Source organism: Bradyrhizobium sp. HKCCYLRH3073, from assembly GCF_051167995.1.
Lineage (GTDB): Bacteria > Pseudomonadota > Alphaproteobacteria > Rhizobiales > Xanthobacteraceae > Bradyrhizobium.
In genome coordinates, this window is record NZ_JBNPUD010000021.1 from 1 (window position 1) to 21646 (window position 21646).

A 21646-nucleotide genomic window follows, 5' to 3' on the forward strand; every position below is an offset into this window, starting at 1 on the left:
CGGCCCTTCGGACCGAGCGTGACCTTCACGGCATTGGCGAGAATGTCCACGCCGCGCAGCATGCGGTCGCGGGCTTCACCGGCGAATTTGATGTCCTTGGCTGCCATTCTCGACGACCTCCTAGGGCTTCAACATCGGCAGACTGATCGCTTTCTGCATATGCCTGATGTTGACGAGACGCAGCTTGGATATCTTGGTCAGGCAAGCCTGGTCGCTGACGACATCGACCCTGAGCCGGTCAGGATCGAAGCCTGCCAGGATCAGCCTGTCCTTGAACTCCATGGCACGATCGAGATCGCATTCCGGCTCCTGGTCGGAGGCCACGATGTAGATCTCGAATCCCAATATCGCGATTTTCTCCCTGTCCAGGCGGTTGCTGAACTCGACGAACTGGCCGTCGATGTAGCGCCTGTTCTCCGGCTTCAGGTATTTTGCGTCGATCAGACACCCGATGGTCTGCGACAGCGCTTCGTCCGGGATGGCTTCGTGCTTCTCGCACAAGATGGAGACGCTGAAATGCTTCAAATTGGAGTACTTCGACTGCACGATCTCCTTCGTGCAATCCTGCATCTGCCGCATCGGAACGCCGAAGGGGGACCAGGCACATGGCTGCTCGCCGTCGAGCGTGGCGAAATAGAGAGGAATGACTTCGCGCATCTTATCTAAGCCCCTGATTCAACACCGTCAGAGTTTCGACGAGCGACTCCTGACCTTGCGTCGCAGCCGCCATGAAGTCGGCATGGCTGGCCATCTTGCTGTAGGCAATGAAGGATCGGAGCTTCTTTTCCACCCCCCTGGGCAACCCCGGCTCGACAAGCTGCGAGGCGGCCTCCTTCAGCTCCTTGGCGAGCGACTCCACGTCTTCGACCAGCTCCGCCCGCTTCACCTTGAAATCCGTCTTTTGGACGTCCGTATCCTTGAGACGGCGGACATGGGCCTTTGCCCGTCGCCAGAGCACCCCGATTTTTCCGAGATCCGGTCCGCCCGACTGCACGAGCCGGCCGATCAGCGACAGGGCGGCGAATGCTGATACGCTGGCCTGCATCAGCGCGGCGTTCATGTCCGATCTGGGCCAGGTTCCGAGCAAGCTCAGCACAGTGACCACCAAGACCGTGACGAGGCAGGGAATGATCGCCGCGACGACCGAGATGTAGTCCGCTCTTGCGGCGTTGATGCATACGACCAGGCACAGGAGTAAGACGACGACCGTGATGCGCGCTTCGTGCCCCGCGGCCTGCGTGCCGAGCGAGGTGAAAATATCGATGGCCTTGATTGCTCCGGTTGCGGCCACCAAGAACAGCAGCGCCATCAGCAGCGGCCCCACCAGCGCATGCTCGGGGCGATACGGAAACCAGATCAGCCGGTGGAAGACGACCTTGTACAATGGCGTATCCCGTCGTGAGACGAAGCCCCGTCTCGCAGGCTGCAGGCAATGGAGACCTCGGGGGCCTCAAATCGAGTATCCAAACCAATCCGAATTAGAGAATAATGATGCCAACTCCAACGTTCTTGCAAGTCCGTCCTGCCGTGCGGGCAATTGCACCTGCGCTGTTGCGCTGCCCGATCCAGCCGTGCCATCGAGGATGATCGGGCTGTGGCTCTGCCGCCTGCAGCGACGTCCGGAGACGTAGAAACTCATGACAGACCAGACTGCGGCCGGGCGTCCATGGACGCTGCTCCGCTCCCTGCAATCCTACCGGTTGAGCGCCCTGCCCGCCGATCTCGCCGCCGGACTGACGCTGGCGGCGATCGCGATCCCCGAGCAGATGGCGACCGCCAAGCTCGGCGGCTTCGCGCCCGAGATCGGATTCTTCGCGTTCATGGCGGGCTCGCTCGGGTTTGCGCTGTTCGGCGCCAACCGCTTCCTGTCCTGCGGCGCCGATTCCACGATCACGCCGATCTTCGCCGGCGGCCTGGCGCTGCTTGCGGCCGGCGGCACGCCCGAATACGGCAGCCTGGCCGCGGCGCTGGCGCTGCTGGTCGGGGTCATGCTGGTGCTGGCCGGCGGCTTCAAGCTCGGCGGCATCGCCAACCTGCTGTCGGTGCCGATCACCGTGGGCTTCCTCGCCGGCATTGCCGTGCATATCATCGTCTCACAATTGCCGGGCGTGCTCGGACTGCCGTCACCGAGCGGGCCGACGCTGGCGCGGATCGCGACCCTCGCGGGCGAGCTCGGCAAGTCCAACGCGTACACGATGCTCATCGGCTTCGGCGTGCTCGCGACCATCACGGTCTGCGAGCGGATCAGCGCCCGCATACCCGGCGCGCTGATCGCGCTGACGGCCGCGACCCTGTTCGTGATGTCGGCCGGGCTGCAGGGCGGTGGCGTGCCCGTCATCGGCGAGATCGCCGGCACGGTGCCGATGCCGTCCGTGCCGCTGATCGGACCGGAACAATGGGCGAAGCTGGTCCCCCTCGCCTTCCTGATCGCCGTCGTGGTGATGGTGCAGACCTCGGCGACGACGCGCTCGTTCCCCTCCGATCCCGACCGGCCGGCCGACGTCGACCGCGACTTCCTCGGCGCCGGCGCCGGCAGCCTGCTGGCCGGATTGTTCGGCGCCTTCCCCGTCAATGCCAGCCCGCCGCGCACCGGCATCGTGGTCGAGACCGGCGGCCGGTCGCAGGTCGCGGGCCTGCTCGCCGCCGCGATCGTCCTGCTGCTCGTGCTGTTCGGCGCCCGGCTGCTTGCGAATGTGCCGGAGGCGGCGCTCGGCGGCGTGCTGCTGTTCGTGGCCTTGCGCATCATCCGCGTCGCGCAGATCACCAGCGTCTATCGTGCGTCGAAGGGCGAGTTCCTGCTCATCCTCGCCACCGCGGTGGCGATCATCGCGCTGCCGATCGAGCAGGGCGTCGCGATCGGCATCGCGCTGTCGCTGCTGCACGGCATCTGGAGCACGACGCGCGCCCACCTCATCGCCTTCGAACGCGTGCCGGACACGACGATCTGGTGGCCGGCGCATCCGCAGATCAGAGGCGAGGAGCTGTCCGACATTGCCGTGGTCGGCTTCCAGGCTCCGCTCAGCTTCCTCAATGCGGCGACGTTCCGCGCCGACATGCAGCGCCTGCTGCGCAGCCGCAAGCCGCGGCTGGTGGTGTTCGAGGCCAGTGCCATCGTCGAGATCGATTTCACCGCCGCGCAGACCCTGCGCGACATGATCCATATCTGCAACGAGACCGGCATCGTGTTCGCGGTGGCGCGGCTGGAGTCGCTGCGGGCCCAGGCGGCCTTCGAACGGTTCGGCCTGTACGACGTGCTGCCGCGGGAGCGCGTGTTCCACAGCGTCGATCACGCGCTGCAGAAGCTGCGCGGCAGTGCCTCGGATATGCACGCTTGAGGGAATGGCGGCACGAGCACCGCCGTGGTCGAACGACGTCTCCGGGACCAAGCGCACGCTTGCGCGCGGTGACCTCGTGATACAAACCGTTACACGTTGCGGCGACGCTCGACATATGCCTGCTAAATTGATCGGCGAGACAGCAGCCTCACAAGGCCCGGCGCGTCGGCCGCGGCAAGAGAGGAATCATCGATCATGCACAAGCTGTTTCCGCTGCTGTTGATAGTCATCTTCAGCGCTGCCGCCCAGGCTCAGGACAGGAGCGCGATGCGCCAGGCGTGCGGCGACGACGTGCGCACGCTTTGTACGGGAATCATGCCGGGCGGCGGCCGCATCAAGCAATGCATGATCGAGAAGTTCGATAAGCTCTCCGACGGCTGCAAGGCGGCGCTGAAGGACGCGAAGGCGCAGCCTGGCGGCAAATGATGCCGGCTGCGACGAAAGCCGGCGGCAGACGTCGCTCGTCGTTCATGTTCCTTGCAGCGAATGTCTGCTAGAATATCCTAAGATGGCGACGATGCCGTAGCGATGCGCTCCATGATCAGCAGAGCTGCATCGCGCGATCGGTGTCGTGGAGGTCTCTATGGTACTAGGAAGAGGTTTCGCGGCGTCGAAAAAATTGCGAAACCAAATCCTGTCCGAGGACGTCTAAGGACTGCACTGCTTCGAAACCAACGAGAGGACCGCACTGCAATGCGCAATCTGTTCACCTCCGCCCTGCTCGCCGCGACCGTCATGCTGGGCGCGTCGGCCGCGCAGGCCTTCACGCTGCCGGCCCAGCCGGCTGCTCCGGACGGCAATGTCGAGCGCGTCGCCGGCGGCTGCGGTCCCGGCTGGTTCCCCGACCGTTGGGGCCGTTGCCGGCCCGCCCCGCGCGTCTATCGCCCCTATGGTTATGGCGGCTTCGGCCCGCGCACCTGCTGGGTCCGGCCGACCCCGTGGGGGCCGCGCCGCGTCTGTCGTTGATCTGCACGGAAACAAAGCGCCGCCGCGTGTCGAACGCGGCGGCGTTTTTATGTAATGCTCTGCTGAAGAAGTGATCTCGTAGCTGTCGCCGCGCCGACAGTGCGCTCCCTCTCCCCGTAAGAACGGGGAGAGGGAGCGCAGCGTGATCGAGGAGAGAGTTGAGGCCTGATGCGGCTTCAGGCCGGGATGATCTTGCCGGGGTTGAAGATGTTGTGCGGATCGAGCGCGGCCTTCACCGCGCGCATCGCGTCCAGCGCTTCCTCGCCGAGCTCGGACTTGAGGTATTTCTGCTTGCCCTGGCCGATGCCGTGCTCGCCGGTGCAGGTGCCGTCCATGGCCTGGGCGCGCTCGACCAGGCGGTGCATGAACTCGTCGCCGCGCGCCATCTCGTCGGCATCGTCGACGTCGCACATCAAGGAGCAGTGGAAGTTGCCGTCGCCGACATGGCCGACGATCGGCGAGGTCAGCCGCAGACGCGCGAGATCCTCCTCGGTCTCGGTGACGCAGTCCGCCAGCCGCGAGATCGGCACGCAGACATCGGTCGCGACCACGCCGACGCCGGGCCGGATCGCCTTCACCGACCAATAGGCGTCGTGACGCGCCTGCCACAGCTTGGTGCGGTCCTCCGGCTTGGTGGTCCAGGCGAAGTCGCCGCCGCCGCACTCCCTGGCGATCTCGGCAAAGTTCTTCGACTGCTCGGCGACCTCGGCCTCACTGCCATGAAATTCGAGGAGCAGCAGCGGCGTCTCCGGCAGGGTCAGCTTGGAATAGGCGTTGCAGGCCTTCACCTGCGCCGCATTGAGCAGCTCGATGCGCGCCATCGGAATGCCGGTCTGAATCGCGAGGATCGTCGCCTGGCAGGCGCCGCGCACCGTCTCGAACGAGCACGACGCCGCCGCGATGGTCTCGGGAATGCCGCGCAGACGGATCGTCATCTCGCAGATGATGCCGAGCGTGCCCTCGGCGCCGATGAACAGGTGCGTCAAATCGTAGCCGGCCGCGGACTTCTTGGCACGGGTGCCGGTCTTGATGATCTCGCCGTCGCCGCGCACCACCTTCAGCGCCAGCACGTTCTCGCGGATGGTACCGTAGCGCACCGCATTGGTGCCGGAGGCCCGGGTCGAGGCCATGCCGCCGAGCGAAGCGTCGGCACCGGGATCGATCGGGAAGAACAGGCCCTGGTCGCGCAGATATTCGTTGAGGGTCTTGCGGGTGATGCCGGGCTGGATCACGCAGTCGAGGTCCTCGGCATGCACCTCCAGCACCTTGTTCATGTCGCGCATGTCGATGCAGATGCCGCCCGCGGGGGCGTTGACCTGGCCCTCCAGCGAGGTGCCGGTGCCGAACGGAATGATCGGCACGCCTCGGGGGGCGCAGATGCGGACGACGTCCTGGATGTCGGCGGTCTCCTGCGCCAGCACCACGCCATCCGGCGGCTGCGTCGGCAGCCAGGTCGTGGTATGGCCATGCTGCTCGCGCACGGCCTGCGAGGTGATGAGCCGGTTGCCGAAGCGGGCTGCGAGCGCGTCGAGCGCGCTTTTCAGCGCCTCCGGCGCGGGCCGCTTCAAATCGTGATGGGGGATCGTCGTCGCCACTGCTTCCTCCGAAAGTTGGGCGGACCGTGGCAAAGGACGCATCAGGGGTCAAGGGAGCAAACGGAAGAGCCGATGAGCGATAATGCAGTGCCCACGACGCAAGAGGCCGGGCCGTTCCTGTCACAGGTCATGCAGATCGAGCCGCAATGGATCGACTACAACGGCCATCTCAACATGGCCTACTACAACGTGATGTTCGACCGCGCGATCGACCAGATCTGGGCCGAGCTCGGTATCGGCCCCGCCTATATGAAGGAGCGCCAGGGCTCGACCTTCACCGCCGAATGCCACGTGCGCTATCTGCGCGAGATCCATCTCGGCGATCCCGTCCAGGTCGCGGTCTGGCTGATCGCGGCCGACGAGAAGCGGCTGCACACCTTCGAGGAGCTGCGCCATGCCGAGGAAGGCTGGGTCTCGGCGACCTCGGAGAACATGTCGGTGCACATCGACATGACCAAGCGCAAGGTCGCGCCGTTTCCGCCGGACATCCAGGCCAACATCGCCCGCGTGCTGCAGGCGCATGCCGCGCTGCCGCAGCCCGACGGGCTCGGCCGCGCCATCGGCATGCCGCGCAAGTAGGACCAGCGGGCCATGCGGGCGCGCCGGCGTCCCGCGCTCAGCTCCCGCCGGCCGCCCTCTTCTTCGCAGCACCTGACTTGGCGACGCGCGCCTTCGCGGCGCGCGGCTTGGGACTGGTGGCCCTGACCGCCAAGCGGGCCTGCGGCCGGATGCGGTAGCGCCCCGACCCGGCCGGATCGCGGTTGCCGACCTGGTTCTGCGGCACGCCGCTCAGGACCTGGACGATGTCGTCACGGACGACCGGAAAGATGCGATAATACTGGTGCTCCTGCGGGTCCTGCGCGAACGACGTGACGTCAGAGCAATCCACCGCGGTGACCTTGTCGCTGATGCTGCCCATGTTGTCGGGGCCGTCATTGCCGAGCCGCGGACCGTTGAATTTCGTGCCCGCGCTCAGCGTGTTCAGCACCCAATCCTTGGTCGAGTGATAGACCGTGACGCTGCTCGCGGTGCGCGGCAGATATTTCAGCTTCGCCGGGTCGTCGAACGCATCCGCGTCCTCGTCGGCTGCCGCGAGCACGATCTTGTCGAACGTCCTGCGCAGTCCGGTCAGCGCCGGCTGCGTGCCGTCCATCCGCACCATCGCCGGCACGCTGCCAGCCATGGCCGCGCCGGCCGCGGGATCCGGCATCTGCATCAAGGCCTGCAGCGCGCCGCGCAGGACATAGACGCCCATGCTGTGACAGATGAGATGAATGCTCTGGTTGCAGCGCTCGCTCTCCGGCAGCCCGTCGACGAAATCATAGAGACGCCGCAGCGTGCGTGCCACGGCCGGGCCGGATGCCGCCGCCGTCTTGCGATCGTGCTGGTAGTCCACAAAGGGCAGCGGCACGCCGACCGGCGAGGCCACCGACGGCCAACTGAACACGAACATGTTGGCGTCGATCCCGTAGAACGCCGATATCCACCCGGCGCGTTCGATCGAGTCGACGAAGCTGTTGCTGAAGCCGTGAATGAACGCGATCGTCGGCCGCGCCTTCGCCAGCATGTCGGTACGCAGGGCGCCGAAGATCGTATTGCTGCCGAGGACGGCTCGGGAGCCTTGCGGAAAGATCAGTTGCTCGTCCTCGACATGAAGCGATCCAGGCACCAGGCCATAGCTCGATGCCTGCAGATCGACGGCGATCTCGGCCCGGCCATACCTGATGTTCAAGCCGTTGACGGGACCGAGCTCGGAGCTGAACCCGGTAATCTGATTCGTGCCTTCAGCCGTGATCGGTTGCCTGTTGGTCGCGAAATAGACCGTGACGTTCATGATCCCGCCCTCTGAGAATATCGCCAGCAAGCATGGCACGGCACCGGACGAGCGGATCGTCGGAAGCGGCGCGAAATGGCTTCCGCACCACGGCAGTCACGCGCGATGGGCCGGATCCGAACAACGTCGCCGTCTGAACAACGTCGCCGAACCGGCGCGGCTTCCGCAACCGCGCTCCACCTCAGATAGAACACCACAAACAGCGCGCACGCAATCGCGATGGATGCGCACGGCGTCTTGCGACGCACGACCGCGCTGCGCAAACCGGCCCATCTCGTCTGGTCAGCCCTGCATCACCCAGTCGGGCAAGCGCGCGAACCAGGGCTGCGCCTGCTCGAGCTGGCGGGCGAGCTGCAACAGTCTCGTCTCGTCGCCGAGCCGGCCTGTGAACTGCACGCCGAGCGGCAGGCCGTCGGCGGTCCAGTGCAGCGGCACGCTCATCGCCGGCGTTCCCGTCAGATTGGCGAGCTGCGTGAACGGGACATATTGCAGGCTGTCGCGGGCGATCTTGTCGATCATGCCGTCGAGCAGGCCCCAGCGCGTCAGCAGCCCGAGCAGGCCGATGCGGTCGAGCATGTCGAGCAGGGTCTGTTCGGCCGTGCTCGGATCGCCCTCGCCGTGCCGGATCGGAGGGTGTGCGAGCGTCGGTGTCAGCAGCAGGTCGTAGCGCGCATGGAAGCGCGCGAGCGCGCGAGCGAACTCGTTCCATTTGAGCAGCTGCGTCGTCAGCGCGCCGGCCGAGATCGCGCCGCCCAGCGTCGACAGCACCCGCGTCAGCAGCTCGAACTCCTCGCGCCTGGCGCCCTTGCCGCGCGCGTCGGCGACCAGCGCCGCGACCTGGCCGAAATAGATGTGCAGGAACGAGGTCGCGAGCGCGGCGCCGTCGATGTCGGGGGTGGCCTCCTCGACCTCGTGACCGAGGCCCCGCAGCAGCTTCACGGCGTTGTCGACCGCAAGCTTCGCCTCGGCATGCACCTCGGTCCCGATCGGCGACGCCGCCGTGTAGCCGATGCGCAGGCGGCCGGGATCGCGGGCGACCGCATTGGCATAGACCACGCCGGGCTCGGCGGTGAGAAAGGGATCGCCGGGCTCGCTGCCCGCGATGACGTCGAGCGCGAGCGCGGTGTCGCGAACGCTGCGCGACAGCACGCCCTCGCTCGAGGCGCCGAACCAATACTCACCGAAGCCCGGGCCCGACGAGATCAGGCCGCGCGACGGCTTCAGCCCGAACAGGCCGCAGCAGGCGGCAGGAATGCGGATCGAGCCGCCGCCATCATTGCCGGCGGCCATCGGCACGACGCCCGAGGCGACCGCCGCTGCAGCGCCGCCGCTGGAGCCACCCGGCGTATGCGCGGGATTCCAGGGGTTGCCGACGCGGCCGAAAGCGCGGGAGTCGCTGACGCCCTTCAGCGCGAGCTCCGGCAGGTTGGTCTTGCCGAAAATCACGAGGCCGGCTTCGAGATACCGCCTGACGACCGAGGCATGCTCGGCGGCGGCGAAGCCGGACAGCGCCTTGCTGCCATAGGCCGTCGGCAGGCCCGCATAGTCCTGGGCACAATCCTTGATCAGGAACGGTACGCCGGTGAGCGGGCCGGTGGCGAGCTTGGCAAGCTGCGCACGGGCCTCGCCCTCCATCAGCCTGCAGACGGCGTTGGTCCGCGGCTGGGCCCGCTCGTTCTGTACCAGCGCGAGCTGCAGCAGCTCCGCCGCATGGGTCTCGCCGCCCTTCACCGCGGCGGCAAGCGCCGTTGCATCTCGCTGCACATAGTCCCCGAAGTTCACGCCGCCCTCCCCGCACCGCATTCGTTGCCGTGATCGTAGCTGATTCTGGCTGCAACCGAGGCGCAGTTGCGCCGAACGCGGCGTCAATGCGGCCCCATCGGGGCGATCATGGCGACATGATGATCAACCCCGGTCGACTCGAGGGCCGGATTGCGCAGCTTGGTCCCGATTTTAGTTAATTTGATTCAGATCATTCGTCGCGTCTCTTGTGCCGACCTAACCTTACGCATCGTTAGTTGCGTAGAGTTGACGAGAGAGCGATGGGACGCCTCGCAAGCCTGCTGAGCCGAGCGCACGGTCCGCATGAGGATGCGGCGGCCCTGCCCGTGACCACCGCCGACTACTTCATCCTGCTGTCGCGCGCGATGGAGAACCTGCCGGACTCATCCCCCGAACGCCGAGCCGAAGTCTACCAGTCGGCCCGCCAGGCGCTGGTGACCCAGTTGCAGGCGATGGATCCGCCGGTCTCGCGATCACGCATCAAGGCCGAGCAGCGCGCGCTCGACGACGCGGTTGATACGATCGAGACGCGCGCGCTGACGACACCGGACGGCAGTCCGGAACAGACGACGACGCTGGTCCCGGATGACCCGCTGTATCCCTCCGCCGTTACTGCACAGATCGACATTCCCGCCGTTTCCGTTTCAACAGCTCAAGATGATGACCAGGACCCCGCCATGGCTCAAAGTCAGTTTCATTCCAAGTTTGCCCCGCGCGCCGTCGAGGAGAAGCCGATGTCACGACTCGATGAAATCAACCGCGTCCTGCGCAAGCTGCAGAGCGACTCGTTCGGGGTCGAGGCCTGCGCGCTGATCTCGGAGGACGGGCTGATGATCGCGAGCGTGCTCGCGGCCGACATGGAGGAGACGCGGGTCGCCGGCATGACCGCGACCTTGCTGTCGCTGGGCGGCCGCGCCGCCATGGAGCTCGGCCGCAGCCATCTGCAGGAGGTCATCATCCGCGGCGAGTCCGGCTACGCCGTGCTGGTCAGCGCCGGCCGCGGCGCGCTGCTGCTCGCGCTCACCAACGAGAACAGCAAGCTGGGCTTAACCTTCTTCGACATGCGCGAAGCCGTCCGGTCGCTGCAGAAGGTGCTGTAGCGCATCGTCGTCAATGAGCCGGCGCGCGGCGATCGCGCGGCGCCGGCGGGGAGTCATTTCATGGCCAATACCGTCCTCTATGACGACGGCGTTCACAAGAACATCCTGCTGGAGGATTTCGGCGCCGGCGACCTCGCGGTGCAGGCGAACCAGCATCTGATCATCCACGACCGCATCGGCATGCTGCTCGATCCGGGCGGCCACAAGGTCTATTCCAGAGTGCTCAGCGAGACCTTCAGCGAGCTCGCGGGCGGGCGGCTGAAATATCTGTTCCTGTCGCACCAGGATCCCGACATCGTCGCGGCGATCAACGGCTGGCTGATGACGACCGACGCCGACGCCTACATCTCGGAGCTGTGGACCCGCTTCGTGCCGCATTTCGGCTTCGACCACATCGTCGCCGACCGGCTGAAGCCGATCCCCGATGAAGGCATGGTGTTCGATCTCGCCGGCAGCAGGCTGTATGCGCTGCCGGCGCACTTCCTGCACAGCGAGGGCAATTTCCAGCTCTACGATCCGATCTCGAAGATCCTCTACAGCGGCGACCTCGGCGCTTCGATCGGCGTCGACTACACCGTCGTGCGCGACTTCAAGGCGCATACGCGCTTCATGGAAGGCTTTCACCGCCGCTACATGGTCTCCAACCGCGTCATGAAGGCGTGGGCGCAGATGGTGAGCACGCTCGACATCGAGATCATCGCCCCACAGCACGGCGCGCTGTTTCCGGATGCTGCAATGTCGCGCCAGTTCATCGCCTGGTGCGCGGGGCTCGAATGCGGCATCGACCTGATCACGCCGAAGTTCAAGGTGCCCGTGGGCTGAGATGCTGGCGCCCTCCCCGAACTCCGTTCCGCCCTCGCCCGCGATGCGCGTCGATGCGTGCACCGTGGCCGGCGAGGAGGCGCCGATCTGGCTCGCCGCGGCCTTCGCCGTCGCCGGCACCCTGATCGCCGTCATGTCGGCAGCGCTCTGGCAGCAAGGCAGCGCTACGCCGCCGGTCGCGACGGCGGCAATGCCGGTGATGGCCGTGCCGCAGCGCGACGACCGCATTGCCGACGCGGCGCCCAAGCGACGGGAGGCGCGGATCGTCGACCCGGCACCGGTCGCGGCGCCGCCGACGCCGCCCGCTCCCGTCGTAATCGCGCCACCGGCTCCGCCCGTCGTTCCCGCAGCGATTCCTGAGCCCCAGAGCCCCGCGAAGCCTTCCGCCGAGTGCTTCGCCCCGCTGGCGGTCGGCTTCGAGCGCGGCAGCGCCCGACCGAACCCTGCCGACATGAAGCGGTCGCTGGCGATCCTGCAACGCACGCTCGCGCGCCACGGCGATGCGACCATCATCATCGAGGGCCATACCGACGCCAGCGGCACCGAGGATCTGAACGTGCTGCTCAGCTATTCGCGCGCCAAGGAGATCGCGGCCCAATTGAAGCGCGAGGGTCTCCCGGCGCAGCGGATGTCGGTGCGCGCCGCCGGCGCCGGCGAGGCGCGCGGCGATGCCCTGGCGGTCGCGGGCGACCGCAAGGCCGTGCTGCGCATTGCGGGCGTCGATGATTGCAGTCAACTCACAGCGACGAAGCGACCATGACGATCTATGCCATCGTGAGCGGCCTCGGCGCCGCCATCCTGCTGCTGACCTCGGGCTATCTGTTCGGCGCCCGCCAGGGCGCGCTGTCCCGCGAGCTGCTGCGGCGGCAGGTGCAGATGCAGGCGGCCAGCCTCGACCAGTTGCAGGAGCAGAGCAGCCACGACGCCATTGAGCGGGAGACCAGCCTGCGCAGCGCGATCGAGGACGTGCTGGCGCCGCTGGTCGAGCGCGAGCGCATCTCGCTGGATCTCGCGCAGCTCGCGAGCCGGCCGGGCCGGCGCCGCGAGCTGGTGCCGCTGCTCGACCGCATCGCCGAGGTCGGCCGCTTCCAGACCGTGCTGCTCACCAACGAAGAAGGCCTGCCGCTCGCGGCCAATACGACCGCCCACCGCACCGAGCAGCTTGCGGCGGCGGCGACCCGACTTGCGCTGGTGGCGGAGAAGATCGCCGACGAGACCCACATCGCGCCGTTGTCGGTGATGCTGCGCGACGCCTCCGAGGCGACGACGCTGTGCCGGATCTTCCGCGTGCAGGACCAGACGCTCACTCTGACCGCGCTCTCCAACGATACGCGCCTCGCCTCCGTGGCGCTCGATCCGGCGCTCGCCAAGGTGCAGGTCGCGCTGACGGCGCCGGCCTGACACCTCCTCAAAACGCAAAGAGCGCCGCACCTCTTGCGAGGCACTGCGCCCTTCGCCGACCTCATTGTCAGGGATGAGGCCGACTACACGCGGCTGCGGCCGCGGGCGAGGCCCACGACGGCCGAAACCAGAAACAGCACGACGGCGATGAAGAAGATGATCTTGGCGATCTCGATGGAGGCACCGGCGACGCCGCCGAAGCCGAGAATGCCGGCGATCAATGCGATAACCAGGAAGGTGACAACCCAGCCTAACATGACACGACCTCTGTCTCTCGATTGCGGTTCAAAGCGACGCGGAGCTTGCGCCGTTGCCAGGACAATCGTGGCTCGGAACAAAGGTTCCGGCCGCGCGGGCCGGTAAAAATTCGCCATTTGCCGGAACAAATGCCCACCGAGGCTGGAGCGGCGTCCGTCTGCCCCGATTTAGGGCTGTAAAACGCCGCCGCCGGCCCCATATAGCCGTCAATCCCTGCTATGAGGGCTCCTTCCTGCAGACCTCGTGATGCCGTCATATGATGCCATCCGAGGGACGAGACTGATTCGCTGATGACCGAGCCCAACCGCGTGAGCCCTTTTCCTGCGCCCGACCACCAGCCCGTTGCCGGCGGCATTGCCGCGCGCGCCCGCGCCGCCGCGACCGGTGGTGCGCGCTATCTGGCGGGTCTCAATCCGGAGCAGCGCGAGGCGGTCGAGACGCTCGATGGCCCGGTGCTGGTGCTCGCCGGCGCGGGCACCGGCAAGACCCGCGTGCTGACCACGCGCATCGCGCATATTCTGAGCCAGGGCCGCGCGAGGCCGAGTGAGATTCTGTCGGTGACCTTCACCAACAAGGCCGCGCGCGAGATGAAGACGCGGCTGGCCGAGATGCTCGGACAGGCGGTCGAGGGCATGCCGTGGCTCGGCACCTTCCACTCGATCTCGGGCCGCATCCTGCGCAGCCATGCCGAGCTGGTGCAGCTCAAGTCCAATTTCACCGTGCTCGACGTCGATGATCAGATCCGCCTGCTCAAGCAATTGCTGCAGGCCGAGAACATCGACGACAAGCGCTGGCCGGCGCGCATGCTGGCCGGGCTGATCGACGGCTGGAAGAATCGCGGCCTGGCGCCGTCCCAGGTGCCCTCGGGCGAGGCCGCGGTGTTCGCCAACGGCAAGGGCGGCAAGCTCTATGCGAGCTATCAGGAGCGGCTGAAGATTCTCAACGCCGCCGATTTCGGCGACCTGCTGCTCGAGAGCATCCGGCTGTTCCGCGAGAACCCGGACGTGCTCAGGCAATATCAGAGTCGCTTCAAGTTCATCCTGGTCGACGAGTATCAGGACACCAACGTGGCGCAATATCTCTGGCTGCGGCTGCTGTCGCAGGCGCCCTCGTCCTCCGGCTCGTCATTGCCGGGCTCGACCCGGCAATCCATCACGTCTTCGGAAGAAGATGGATCACCGGGTCTCGACGCTGCGCGTCGGCCCGGCGATGACGACAGAAGTGTTGCCGCGCCTAGCTCCGCCCCCGCCCTCAAGAACATCTGCTGCGTCGGCGACGACGACCAGTCGATCTATGGCTGGCGCGGCGCCGAGGTCGACAACATCCTGCGCTTCGAGCACGACTTTCCCGGCGCCAAGGTCATCCGCCTCGAGCGCAACTACCGCTCCACGGGGCACATCCTCGCCGCCGCCTCGCATCTGATCACGCACAACGAAGGCCGGCTCGGCAAGACCTTGCACACCGAGGACGTCGAGGGCGAGAAGGTCACCGTCACCGGCGCCTGGGATTCGGAAGAGGAAGCGCGCGGCATCGGTGAGGAGATCGAGGAGCTGCAGCGCAAGGGCGAGCATCTCAACGACATCGCGATCCTGGTGCGCGCGTCCTACCAGATGCGCGAGTTCGAGGACCGCTTCGTCACGCTCGGCCTGCCCTATCGCGTCATCGGCGGTCCGCGCTTCTACGAGCGCGCCGAGATTCGCGATGCGCTGGCCTATCTGCGCGTCATCAACTCGCCGGCCGACGATCTCGCCTTCGAGCGCATCGTCAACGTGCCGAAGCGCGGGCTCGGCGATGCCACCGTGCAGATGCTGCACGACCACGCCCGCAAGCGCCGCATCCCGCTGTTCGAGGCGGCGCGCGCGGTGGTCGAGACCGACGAGCTGAAGCCGAAGGCACGCGGCTCGCTGCGCGGGCTGATCCTGCAGTTCGAGCGCTGGCGCGCCCAGCGCGAGGTGACGCCACATACCGAGCTCGCCGAGATCGTGCTCGACGAGAGCGGCTACACCGAGATGTGGCAGAAGGACCGCTCGGCCGATGCCGCCGGCCGCCTCGACAACCTCAAGGAGCTCGTCCGCTCGATGGAGGAGTTCGAGAACCTGCACGGCTTCCTCGAGCACATCTCGCTGGTGATGGACCGCGAGGGCGCAGCCGACGAGGAAGCGGTGTCGCTGATGACGTTGCACTCGGCCAAGGGGCTGGAGTTCGACAACGTGTTCCTGCCGGGCTGGGAGGAAGGCCTGTTCCCGAGCCAGCGCACGCTCGACGAACAGGGCCGCGCCGGGCTGGAAGAGGAGCGCCGCCTCGCCCATGTCGGCCTGACCCGCGCGCGGCGTCGCGCCAAGATTTATTTCGCCACCAACCGCCGCATCCACGGCACCTGGACCACGACCATTCCGTCGCGCTTTCTCGACGAGCTGCCCGCGGCGAGCGTCGAGATCACCGAATCGAAGGGCGGCTCGGGCTGGGGCGGTGCTGGCGGCTACGGTCCGTCGCGCTTCGACAACGTCGAATCGTTCGGATCGAGCTATTCCACGCCGGGCTGGCAGCGCGCACAGGCGCGTCGGCCGGGCGCGGCACGCGGTTCGTCGGAGAGCGGCTTCAAGGAAGAGCCGTCGCCGTTCTCGGGCCGTGATCCGTTCGGCAGCGGCTTCGGCGGTAATTTCGGCCGCGGCAAGCGCGGACCGATGACCATCGAGGGCGAGCTGGTGGCGAAATCCACCGGCACGACGTCGGAATTTGCCCTCGACGACCGCGTCTTCCATCAGAAGTTCGGCTATGGCCACGTCGTCAAGATCGACGGCAACAAGCTGACCATCGCGTTCGACAAGGCCGGCGAGAAACACGTCGTCGACAGCTTCGTGCAGCGGGCGTGACCCGGCGGCCACGCCGCCGCACTTCGCCTTGGTTAGGCCTTGACCATGGCAGCGTGCATCGTATGAGATGCAATCATGGTCCGAGGATACATTCTGTTGAGTGTTGCGGTCGCGCTGTGTGTGCCCTCGCTGGCGGCGGCGCAGACGATGAGCTTTGGCGATTCCGCGGGGCTGATCGCCTCGAGCTGCGGCGCAGACATCACCGCCAATTGCCGCGGCGTCAACCTCGACTCCAACCGCCTCAAGGAATGCCTCTCGCGCAACCAGGACGTGGTCTCCGCGCAGTGCAAGGCGACCTATTTCAAGGCGTTCGAGGCGATCCAGAAGCGCATCGCGGCGCGGGTCACGGTCGCCAATGCCTGCCAGCGCGAGATCGTCAAGCTGTGCGGCGGCTCCACGAAGGAAACGAGCAAATCGATCCCGTGCCTGTTGACGGCCAATGGCGTGAGCGCGCGGTGTCAGCAGGCGATGGGCGAAGCGGGGTATCGCTGATGCGGCGGACCGCGAGATCACTGCTGTCGGGGCTGATCGCTGCTTCGCTGGTGGCCGCGAGCGCGCCCGCGTGGTCGCAGGAGCTGAGTCGCGAGGACATCGTGCGCCAGCTCGGCCGCTTCGAAACCGCGCCTGCGCTGGATCTTCCGGCGCTGAAGCAGCAGACGCAGGAGCGTTCCAGGTCGCGCGGGCGCAACGAGCCGCCGCCGCAGAAGCGCCCGCCGATCGCGCCGGAGCTGGTGAATCTGCCGGCCTTCAACGTCGACATCCAGTTCGACGTGGACACGCCGATCGTGCGTCCGGAATCCTACCAGACCGTCGGGCGGATCGCCGATGCGATGGTGTATTCCGACCTGCTGCCCTACACGTTCCTGATCGTCGGCCATGTCGAAGCCAACGGCAAGCGCGAGTCCAACGTCATCCTGAGCCAGCGCCGCGCCGACGCGATCCGCGACATCCTGGCAAACACCTTCAAGATCTCGGTCAAGCGGTTGCAATCGATCGGACTTGGCGAGGAGCAGTTGCTCGACCCGTCCAAGCCGACCGCCGCCGTCAATCAGCAGATCCAGATCATCCCGATCGCAAAAACCGTCGAAGAGGCCGCAGCGCCGCCTTCGCCCCCTGCTCCGACGACGCCCGGCAAGCAGGGCCCCCGCAAGCATCGCAATTGATGCAATTGGGACCCGCGCGCAGGCCATGAACCCGGAGCGCTGCGGGCGCGACTGTTGTTTCAGCAGGTACCGATGCGCTCTTCCCGACAGGCGCGAATGGAACCGGTTTTCAAGTCGGGTTGCGCGGCCATGCGGATGGGCCGCGATTGCCGGGTTTGTCGATGCAGCCGCTTGATGGTATAGCCCCCTCTTTGCGGCCGTCGATTGAGCGGCGGTGGATCTCATTGACGAGCGAGCCAGCCATGAACGCCATGTTCCGACGCCAGATGGTCGACTACGTCGAATATCATCGCGATCCGCGCAACGGCCTGATGCATGTGTTCGGGATCATCCTGTTGTTCCTGGGCGCCGTGCTGCCGCTGAGCTTGTGGCATTTCGACGCGTTCGGCATCCGGATCGGCCTCGGCGCCGTGCTGGCGCTGCCCGTCCTGCTCTACTGGCTGCTGCTCGATGCCGCACTCGGGGCCGGCATCCTGGCCTTCGCGGTACTGTTCCTTGCTGCGGCCATGATGATCGCCGATCACGTCCATGGTGTCGCCTTCTGGGCGCTGTTTGCCGCGCTCATCATCTTCGGCTTCGTCTCGCAGGCCGTGGGCCACAAGGTGTTCGAACGCAACAATCCGTCTTTGCTGGATCATCCGGCGCATCTCTTTCTCGGTCCGATGTTCGTGATGGCGAAATTGTACATGGCGTTGGGTCTGCGGCCTTCGGTGGCCGACCTCATCGCGCCGAATTGGTCGCCGGATCGGCTTGCATCGGACCGGCTTCAAGGCGATCAGCACTCGCGTCCCTAATGAAGATCCTCGTCACCGGCGGCAGCGGTTTCATCGGCCATCACCTCGTCTCTGCGCTCGTGACGCGGGGCGCCGAGGTGCGTGTGCTCGATATTCGCTGCCCCAGCCACATGATCGCTGACGTCGAGTACATCGAAGGCTCGGTGCTCGATGCGGGCCTGGTGAAGCAGGCGGTCGCCGGCGTCGATCAGGTCTATCATCTCGCCGGACTGCCCGGCATGTGGATGCCTGACCGCGAGGACTTCTATCGCGTCAACTGCATCGGCACGGAAACGGTGCTGGCGGCCGCACGCGCCGGCCGGGTGCGCCGGTTCCTGCACTGCTCGACCGAATCCATCCTGTTCGACTATCCCCGCTCGACCGGTGCCGCATCGGCGCCAACAGCACCGCCGGCCGAGGCGATGCCCGGGGCCTATACGCGCTCCAAGGCGCTGGCCGAGGCGCGCGCCATGACAGCCGCCGCGGAGGGCTTCCCCGTCGTGGTGGGCACGCCGACGATGCCGATCGGGCCGCATGACAGCAATCTGACACCGCCGTCGCAGATGCTGCGGCATTTCCTGGACAGCCGGGTCCAGCTCTATCTAGACTTCATCGTCAACCTGGTCGACGTCCGCGACGTCGCGGCCGGCCTGATCCTGGCGATGGAGCGCGGCAAGGTCGGTGGCCGCTACGTGTTCGGCGGCGAGAGCCTGCGCCTCAGCCGCATCCTCGATCTCATGGCGGCGATCAGCGGCAGCAAGCATGTCGCAGTCGCCGTGCCCGGCCGGCTGGCCGAGCTGTCGGCGGGCATGCTGGAGTTCGTCTCCGATCACCTCACCAAGCGCTGCCCGTCCGGCACCGCCGAGGGGGTGCGGATCGCCCGCGCGGCCTCGGATCTGTCGATCGACAGGGCCAAGCGCGAGCTCGGCTACGTCCCGCGCCCGATCGAGCCGACCTTGCGCGAGACCATCGCCTTCCTGCTCGGTTCCGAGCCGGGAAAGCGGCTCGACGGCAAACAACACCCTTTTCGCACCGCGGCCGAATAGCTAAGAGCAGCCGGTCCCAGGTCTCATAACGGTTCCAAGACATGTCCGGCGATGCCAGCCCCATCTCGTCGTTTGCGTTCAGCGGATGGACCACCACTTGGCCCACCTCGCTGCTGGCCATCATCTGGCTGATCTGGCTCGCGAGCTGGGTCGGCGCCTCATTCTGGTCGGGGCAGACCCGCAAGCATGTGACGGTGATCAAGACCAGCCGCTATCACGCGCTGATCGTGCTCGGCGGCATCCTGTTCACGCCGTGGACCTCGCGCTTGCTCGGCGAGAAGCCGTTCTGGACTCCCGGCGAGACCGGCGTCTACCTGCTGACCGTCGTGACCCTGGCCGGCATCGCCTTCACCTGGTGGGCGCGCATCCATCTCGGCCGCTTCTGGTCCAACGCGATCACCCACAAGGAGGGCCACAAGGTCATCGACACCGGCCCCTACGGCATGGTCCGTCACCCGATCTATACCGGGCTGATCCTCGGCATGATCGCCACCGGCATCGCGGTGGGCACGGTGACCGCCGTGCTCGGCGCCGTCCTGATCTCGCTCGGGATGGCCTGGAAGGCGAAGATGGAAGAGGTCTTCCTCGCTCAGGAGCTCGGGCCGGATTACGTCACCTACCGGCAGCGCGTGCCGATGATCATTCCGTTCCTGCCGCCGGGCTAAGGCCGCTCAGCGCCTGGCCTGGGCTGCCGAAGGCGGCTGCGGCGCCTGGTTTGCCGCCTGCGGCAACAGGTGGCGCGGCAGGATGACGCGCTGGCCCGGGACCAACGGCTGGGTGGCGAGGCCACGGTTGGATTGCTGGAGCGCCCAGAGCGGCACGTGATAATTGGCGGCGATCTGGTCCAGGGTCTCGCCCGGCCGCACCGCCAGAGCAGTGCCGCTGTCCCACAGCTCCACGGAGGCTGTCGGCGGCACCAGATATCGCAGCGGCACCGGATCCGCGTCGGCAGTAGCCGAGGTCTGCGACAACTGGCTGATCATGGTGACCAGCTGGGCGTGCACATCCTCCATCTTGTCGATGTTGATGTGCGTGACCTCGTCATGATCCTTCATGTCGAAGCTGGCGTAGTGACCGCGAAAGCCGGGCACCGGCTTGACGTCGCCGCCGCCGAGAATGTTGTCGGACAGGAACAGGTTGATGAAGCGCTGCACGTTGGACGGCACGCTCTTGGTCGCATGCGCCGGATCGACGGTGACGACGAGGGCGACCGGGATGTTCTGCTCCTGCAGCGTGATCGCGATGCGCACGCTGCACAGCCCGCCCATCGAATGGCCGATCAGCACGATCGGGCCCGGCTCCTGGCGGTAATTCTTGGCCACCTGGAGCGCGATCAGGTCGCACAGCGTGAATTCATAGACACTGGCCCGGTAGCCGGCCGCCTCGATCTTTTCGGCCAGACGATCCATCCCGGTCGAGAACAGCGGCCCGAGCGCGCCGCGGAACAGGTACACCCGCGGCGGCGGCAGCGGCTGGCTGATCTCGGGCGGCGCAGCGGGTACGGCGCGGATCGCCGCGGGGGTTACTGCCGGGGATGCCTTCGCGGATCTGGTCGGCGCAGGGGCGGAAGCAGCGCCGGGCTGGGCGGCCTGCGAGATGCTCGGCGCCGCAAGTCCGGCGAGGAAAGGTGCGGCGAGGAGGATCGCAAGCCGTCTCCTGCCGGCAGCCGCCTTGGCTGGGCCGAGCCACCGTCTCGCGATTCGCGCCACGCTGGTCATTCGCGCTCCCGGAAAGCTCACAAGCTCAGATCGAGCAGGGTCTCATCTCCCCCCTGCCATACCGCTTGTCGCCACTGAATGGGAGCATTTTGGGGCGCGCGCCCAGTGGCGCGGTCGTCGATTACCGGTAGCCGGCGACGTTCGCAGCGCGCTGCGGAGCGGCCATGCGGGTCGGCGGCGCCGCCGCCGGGCGGCCCCGCCCGCCGAACACCACGCCATCGATGGCACCGATCACCTTCTGCTGCATGATCTGGTTCTTCTCGATCGTGACGTGGCCAACACCGGGAACCGATTGGACGTCGACATTCTCGAGCTTGCCGCGGAAGCCGTCGTCGCGGCGGACCGGCTCGCCGGCGCCGCTGGCGATGTAGAAATTGATGTAGCGCTCGGCGTTGCCGCCGACGAGCTTGGTCTTGAACACCGAGTCCAGACCGATCGCGAGCTTCACGGGCACGCCGAGCTGGCCGAGCTTGTTGATCATGTCCGGCAGCGCGGTCGCGCCCGAGGAATGCCCCACCAGGATGATGGTCTTGATCCGGCCGGCGCGGTAGGCCGCCGCCGCCTCGTCGGCAAGCGACGACCACGACACGAAATTGGCGACCGTGTTCGGAATGCCCTGCGAATCCAGCTTGGCGGCGATGTCGTCGAGCCCGAGCGAGAAGATGTTGAGCACGCCGCGCAGCAGATAGACATGCGTCGTGCTGGCGGTGCTTGCGGCCGCCGGGCTCGGTGCCGCCCTGACCGATCCGGTGCCGAGCGGCAGAGCCAGCGCAACGGCCAGGGCCACCATGCCAAAGCAGCGCGCCGACAGGCTGCGCTTGAAGGTGGGTCGAACGGTGCTGGCGCGTGGCGTCATCGGTCCTTCTCCGCGGCGGAAATGTCGAGACGGCGCGACCGTACCCAAGATGCTCGCGGACGCAACATTGTCGGACATCGCGAGGCGGCGATCCTCGCCAGCCGTGGCTGAGCGGCAACACCTA

22 protein-coding genes are annotated in these 21646 nt (G+C 66.6%); 14 read left to right on the plus strand and 8 right to left on the minus strand.

The window, feature by feature from the left end; genetic code table 11:
- Window positions 1–120: 120 nt before the first annotated feature.
- Window positions 121–657, minus strand: a complete 537-nt coding sequence (locus ACQR1X_RS30340) for a hypothetical protein (RefSeq protein WP_434900200.1) — start codon at window positions 655–657, stop codon at window positions 121–123.
- Between the two features lies 1 nt (window position 658).
- The gene (locus ACQR1X_RS30345; RefSeq protein ID WP_315802156.1) at window positions 659–1384 is read right to left on the minus strand and encodes a hypothetical protein; all 726 of its coding nucleotides are present in this window, start codon (window positions 1382–1384) and stop codon (window positions 659–661) included.
- Window positions 1385–1637: 253 nt separating this feature from the next.
- Here ACQR1X_RS30345 and ACQR1X_RS30350 point away from each other — a divergent pair, with 253 nt between their 5' ends.
- The 3 genes from ACQR1X_RS30350 (at window position 1638) to ACQR1X_RS30360 (ending at window position 4301) form a co-directional block, all read left to right on the plus strand.
- On the plus strand, window positions 1638–3335 hold the full coding sequence (locus tag ACQR1X_RS30350) for a SulP family inorganic anion transporter (RefSeq protein WP_434900201.1): 1698 nt from the start codon (window positions 1638–1640) through the stop codon (window positions 3333–3335).
- Between the two features lie 195 nt (window positions 3336–3530).
- Entirely contained in the window at window positions 3531–3761 is a 231-nt protein-coding gene (locus ACQR1X_RS30355) for a hypothetical protein (RefSeq protein WP_434880299.1), read from the plus strand.
- Between the two features lie 267 nt (window positions 3762–4028).
- Window positions 4029–4301 (plus strand): GCG_CRPN prefix-to-repeats domain-containing protein, encoded by a 273-nt coding sequence (locus ACQR1X_RS30360; protein ID WP_315802153.1) that lies wholly within the window; start codon window positions 4029–4031, stop codon window positions 4299–4301.
- A gap of 176 nt (window positions 4302–4477) precedes the next feature.
- Here the strand turns inward: ACQR1X_RS30360 and ACQR1X_RS30365 are convergent, their stop codons facing one another.
- Window positions 4478–5896 (minus strand): FAD-binding oxidoreductase, encoded by a 1419-nt coding sequence (locus tag ACQR1X_RS30365; RefSeq protein ID WP_316217705.1) that lies wholly within the window; start codon window positions 5894–5896, stop codon window positions 4478–4480.
- A gap of 72 nt (window positions 5897–5968) precedes the next feature.
- Here ACQR1X_RS30365 and ACQR1X_RS30370 point away from each other — a divergent pair, with 72 nt between their 5' ends.
- Window positions 5969–6475, plus strand: a complete 507-nt coding sequence (locus ACQR1X_RS30370) for a thioesterase family protein (RefSeq protein WP_316181756.1) — start codon at window positions 5969–5971, stop codon at window positions 6473–6475.
- Between the two features lie 37 nt (window positions 6476–6512).
- On the opposite strand, the gene ACQR1X_RS30375 is transcribed toward ACQR1X_RS30370, so the two are convergent.
- Both ACQR1X_RS30375 and ACQR1X_RS30380 read right to left on the minus strand, forming a co-directional pair.
- Window positions 6513–7730: an alpha/beta hydrolase gene (locus ACQR1X_RS30375; RefSeq protein ID WP_316181754.1), complete on the minus strand. Its 1218-nt coding sequence runs from the start codon at window positions 7728–7730 to the stop codon at window positions 6513–6515.
- A 282-nt stretch (window positions 7731–8012) separates the two neighbouring features.
- Entirely contained in the window at window positions 8013–9512 is a 1500-nt protein-coding gene (locus tag ACQR1X_RS30380) for an amidase (RefSeq protein ID WP_434880302.1), read from the minus strand.
- A gap of 260 nt (window positions 9513–9772) precedes the next feature.
- Here ACQR1X_RS30380 and ACQR1X_RS30385 point away from each other — a divergent pair, with 260 nt between their 5' ends.
- From ACQR1X_RS30385 to ACQR1X_RS30400, 4 genes are read left to right on the plus strand one after another with little or no spacing between them, the layout of a single operon-like run.
- The gene (locus ACQR1X_RS30385; protein ID WP_434900202.1) at window positions 9773–10612 is read left to right on the plus strand and encodes a roadblock/LC7 domain-containing protein; all 840 of its coding nucleotides are present in this window, start codon (window positions 9773–9775) and stop codon (window positions 10610–10612) included.
- A 60-nt stretch (window positions 10613–10672) separates the two neighbouring features.
- Window positions 10673–11434, plus strand: a complete 762-nt coding sequence (locus ACQR1X_RS30390; protein ID WP_315802147.1) for an MBL fold metallo-hydrolase — start codon at window positions 10673–10675, stop codon at window positions 11432–11434.
- 1 nt (window position 11435) lies between these two features.
- Window positions 11436–12194, plus strand: a complete 759-nt coding sequence (locus ACQR1X_RS30395) for an OmpA family protein (RefSeq protein WP_434900203.1) — start codon at window positions 11436–11438, stop codon at window positions 12192–12194.
- Window positions 12191–12835 carry a hypothetical protein gene (locus ACQR1X_RS30400; RefSeq protein WP_315713402.1) on the plus strand — a complete coding sequence of 215 codons (645 nt, stop codon included), beginning with the start codon at window positions 12191–12193 and terminating at the stop codon, window positions 12833–12835. Before ACQR1X_RS30395 ends, ACQR1X_RS30400 begins: the two co-directional genes overlap by 4 nt.
- A gap of 83 nt (window positions 12836–12918) precedes the next feature.
- On the opposite strand, the gene ACQR1X_RS30405 is transcribed toward ACQR1X_RS30400, so the two are convergent.
- Window positions 12919–13092, minus strand: a complete 174-nt coding sequence (locus tag ACQR1X_RS30405; RefSeq protein WP_315802178.1) for a DUF1328 domain-containing protein — start codon at window positions 13090–13092, stop codon at window positions 12919–12921.
- A gap of 291 nt (window positions 13093–13383) precedes the next feature.
- Between ACQR1X_RS30405 and ACQR1X_RS30410 the strand changes: the two genes are divergently transcribed.
- From ACQR1X_RS30410 to ACQR1X_RS30435, 6 genes are all read left to right on the plus strand, one after another.
- On the plus strand, window positions 13384–15966 hold the full coding sequence (locus ACQR1X_RS30410; protein ID WP_434880305.1) for an ATP-dependent helicase: 2583 nt from the start codon (window positions 13384–13386) through the stop codon (window positions 15964–15966).
- 75 nt (window positions 15967–16041) lie between these two features.
- Entirely contained in the window at window positions 16042–16458 is a 417-nt protein-coding gene (locus ACQR1X_RS30415; RefSeq protein WP_315802144.1) for a hypothetical protein, read from the plus strand.
- Complete coding sequence (locus ACQR1X_RS30420) at window positions 16458–17129, plus strand: OmpA family protein (RefSeq protein WP_434839301.1); 672 nt, start codon at window positions 16458–16460, stop codon at window positions 17127–17129. The genes ACQR1X_RS30415 and ACQR1X_RS30420 overlap by 1 nt, the downstream gene beginning before the upstream one ends.
- A gap of 242 nt (window positions 17130–17371) precedes the next feature.
- Window positions 17372–17923: an Mpo1-like protein gene (locus ACQR1X_RS30425; RefSeq protein ID WP_315802142.1), complete on the plus strand. Its 552-nt coding sequence runs from the start codon at window positions 17372–17374 to the stop codon at window positions 17921–17923.
- Complete coding sequence (locus ACQR1X_RS30430; protein ID WP_434900204.1) at window positions 17923–18948, plus strand: NAD-dependent epimerase/dehydratase family protein; 1026 nt, start codon at window positions 17923–17925, stop codon at window positions 18946–18948. The genes ACQR1X_RS30425 and ACQR1X_RS30430 overlap by 1 nt, the downstream gene beginning before the upstream one ends.
- Window positions 18949–18989: 41 nt before the next feature.
- Window positions 18990–19613, plus strand: coding sequence for a methyltransferase family protein (locus tag ACQR1X_RS30435; protein ID WP_315752449.1), 624 nt, complete (start codon window positions 18990–18992; stop codon window positions 19611–19613).
- Between the two features lie 6 nt (window positions 19614–19619).
- Here the strand turns inward: ACQR1X_RS30435 and ACQR1X_RS30440 are convergent, their stop codons facing one another.
- Both ACQR1X_RS30440 and ACQR1X_RS30445 read right to left on the minus strand, forming a co-directional pair.
- Window positions 19620–20666, minus strand: a complete 1047-nt coding sequence (locus ACQR1X_RS30440; protein ID WP_434900205.1) for an alpha/beta fold hydrolase — start codon at window positions 20664–20666, stop codon at window positions 19620–19622.
- Between the two features lie 121 nt (window positions 20667–20787).
- Window positions 20788–21522, minus strand: coding sequence for a hypothetical protein (locus tag ACQR1X_RS30445; RefSeq protein WP_316217714.1), 735 nt, complete (start codon window positions 21520–21522; stop codon window positions 20788–20790).
- Between the last annotated feature and the right edge of the window lie 124 nt (window positions 21523–21646).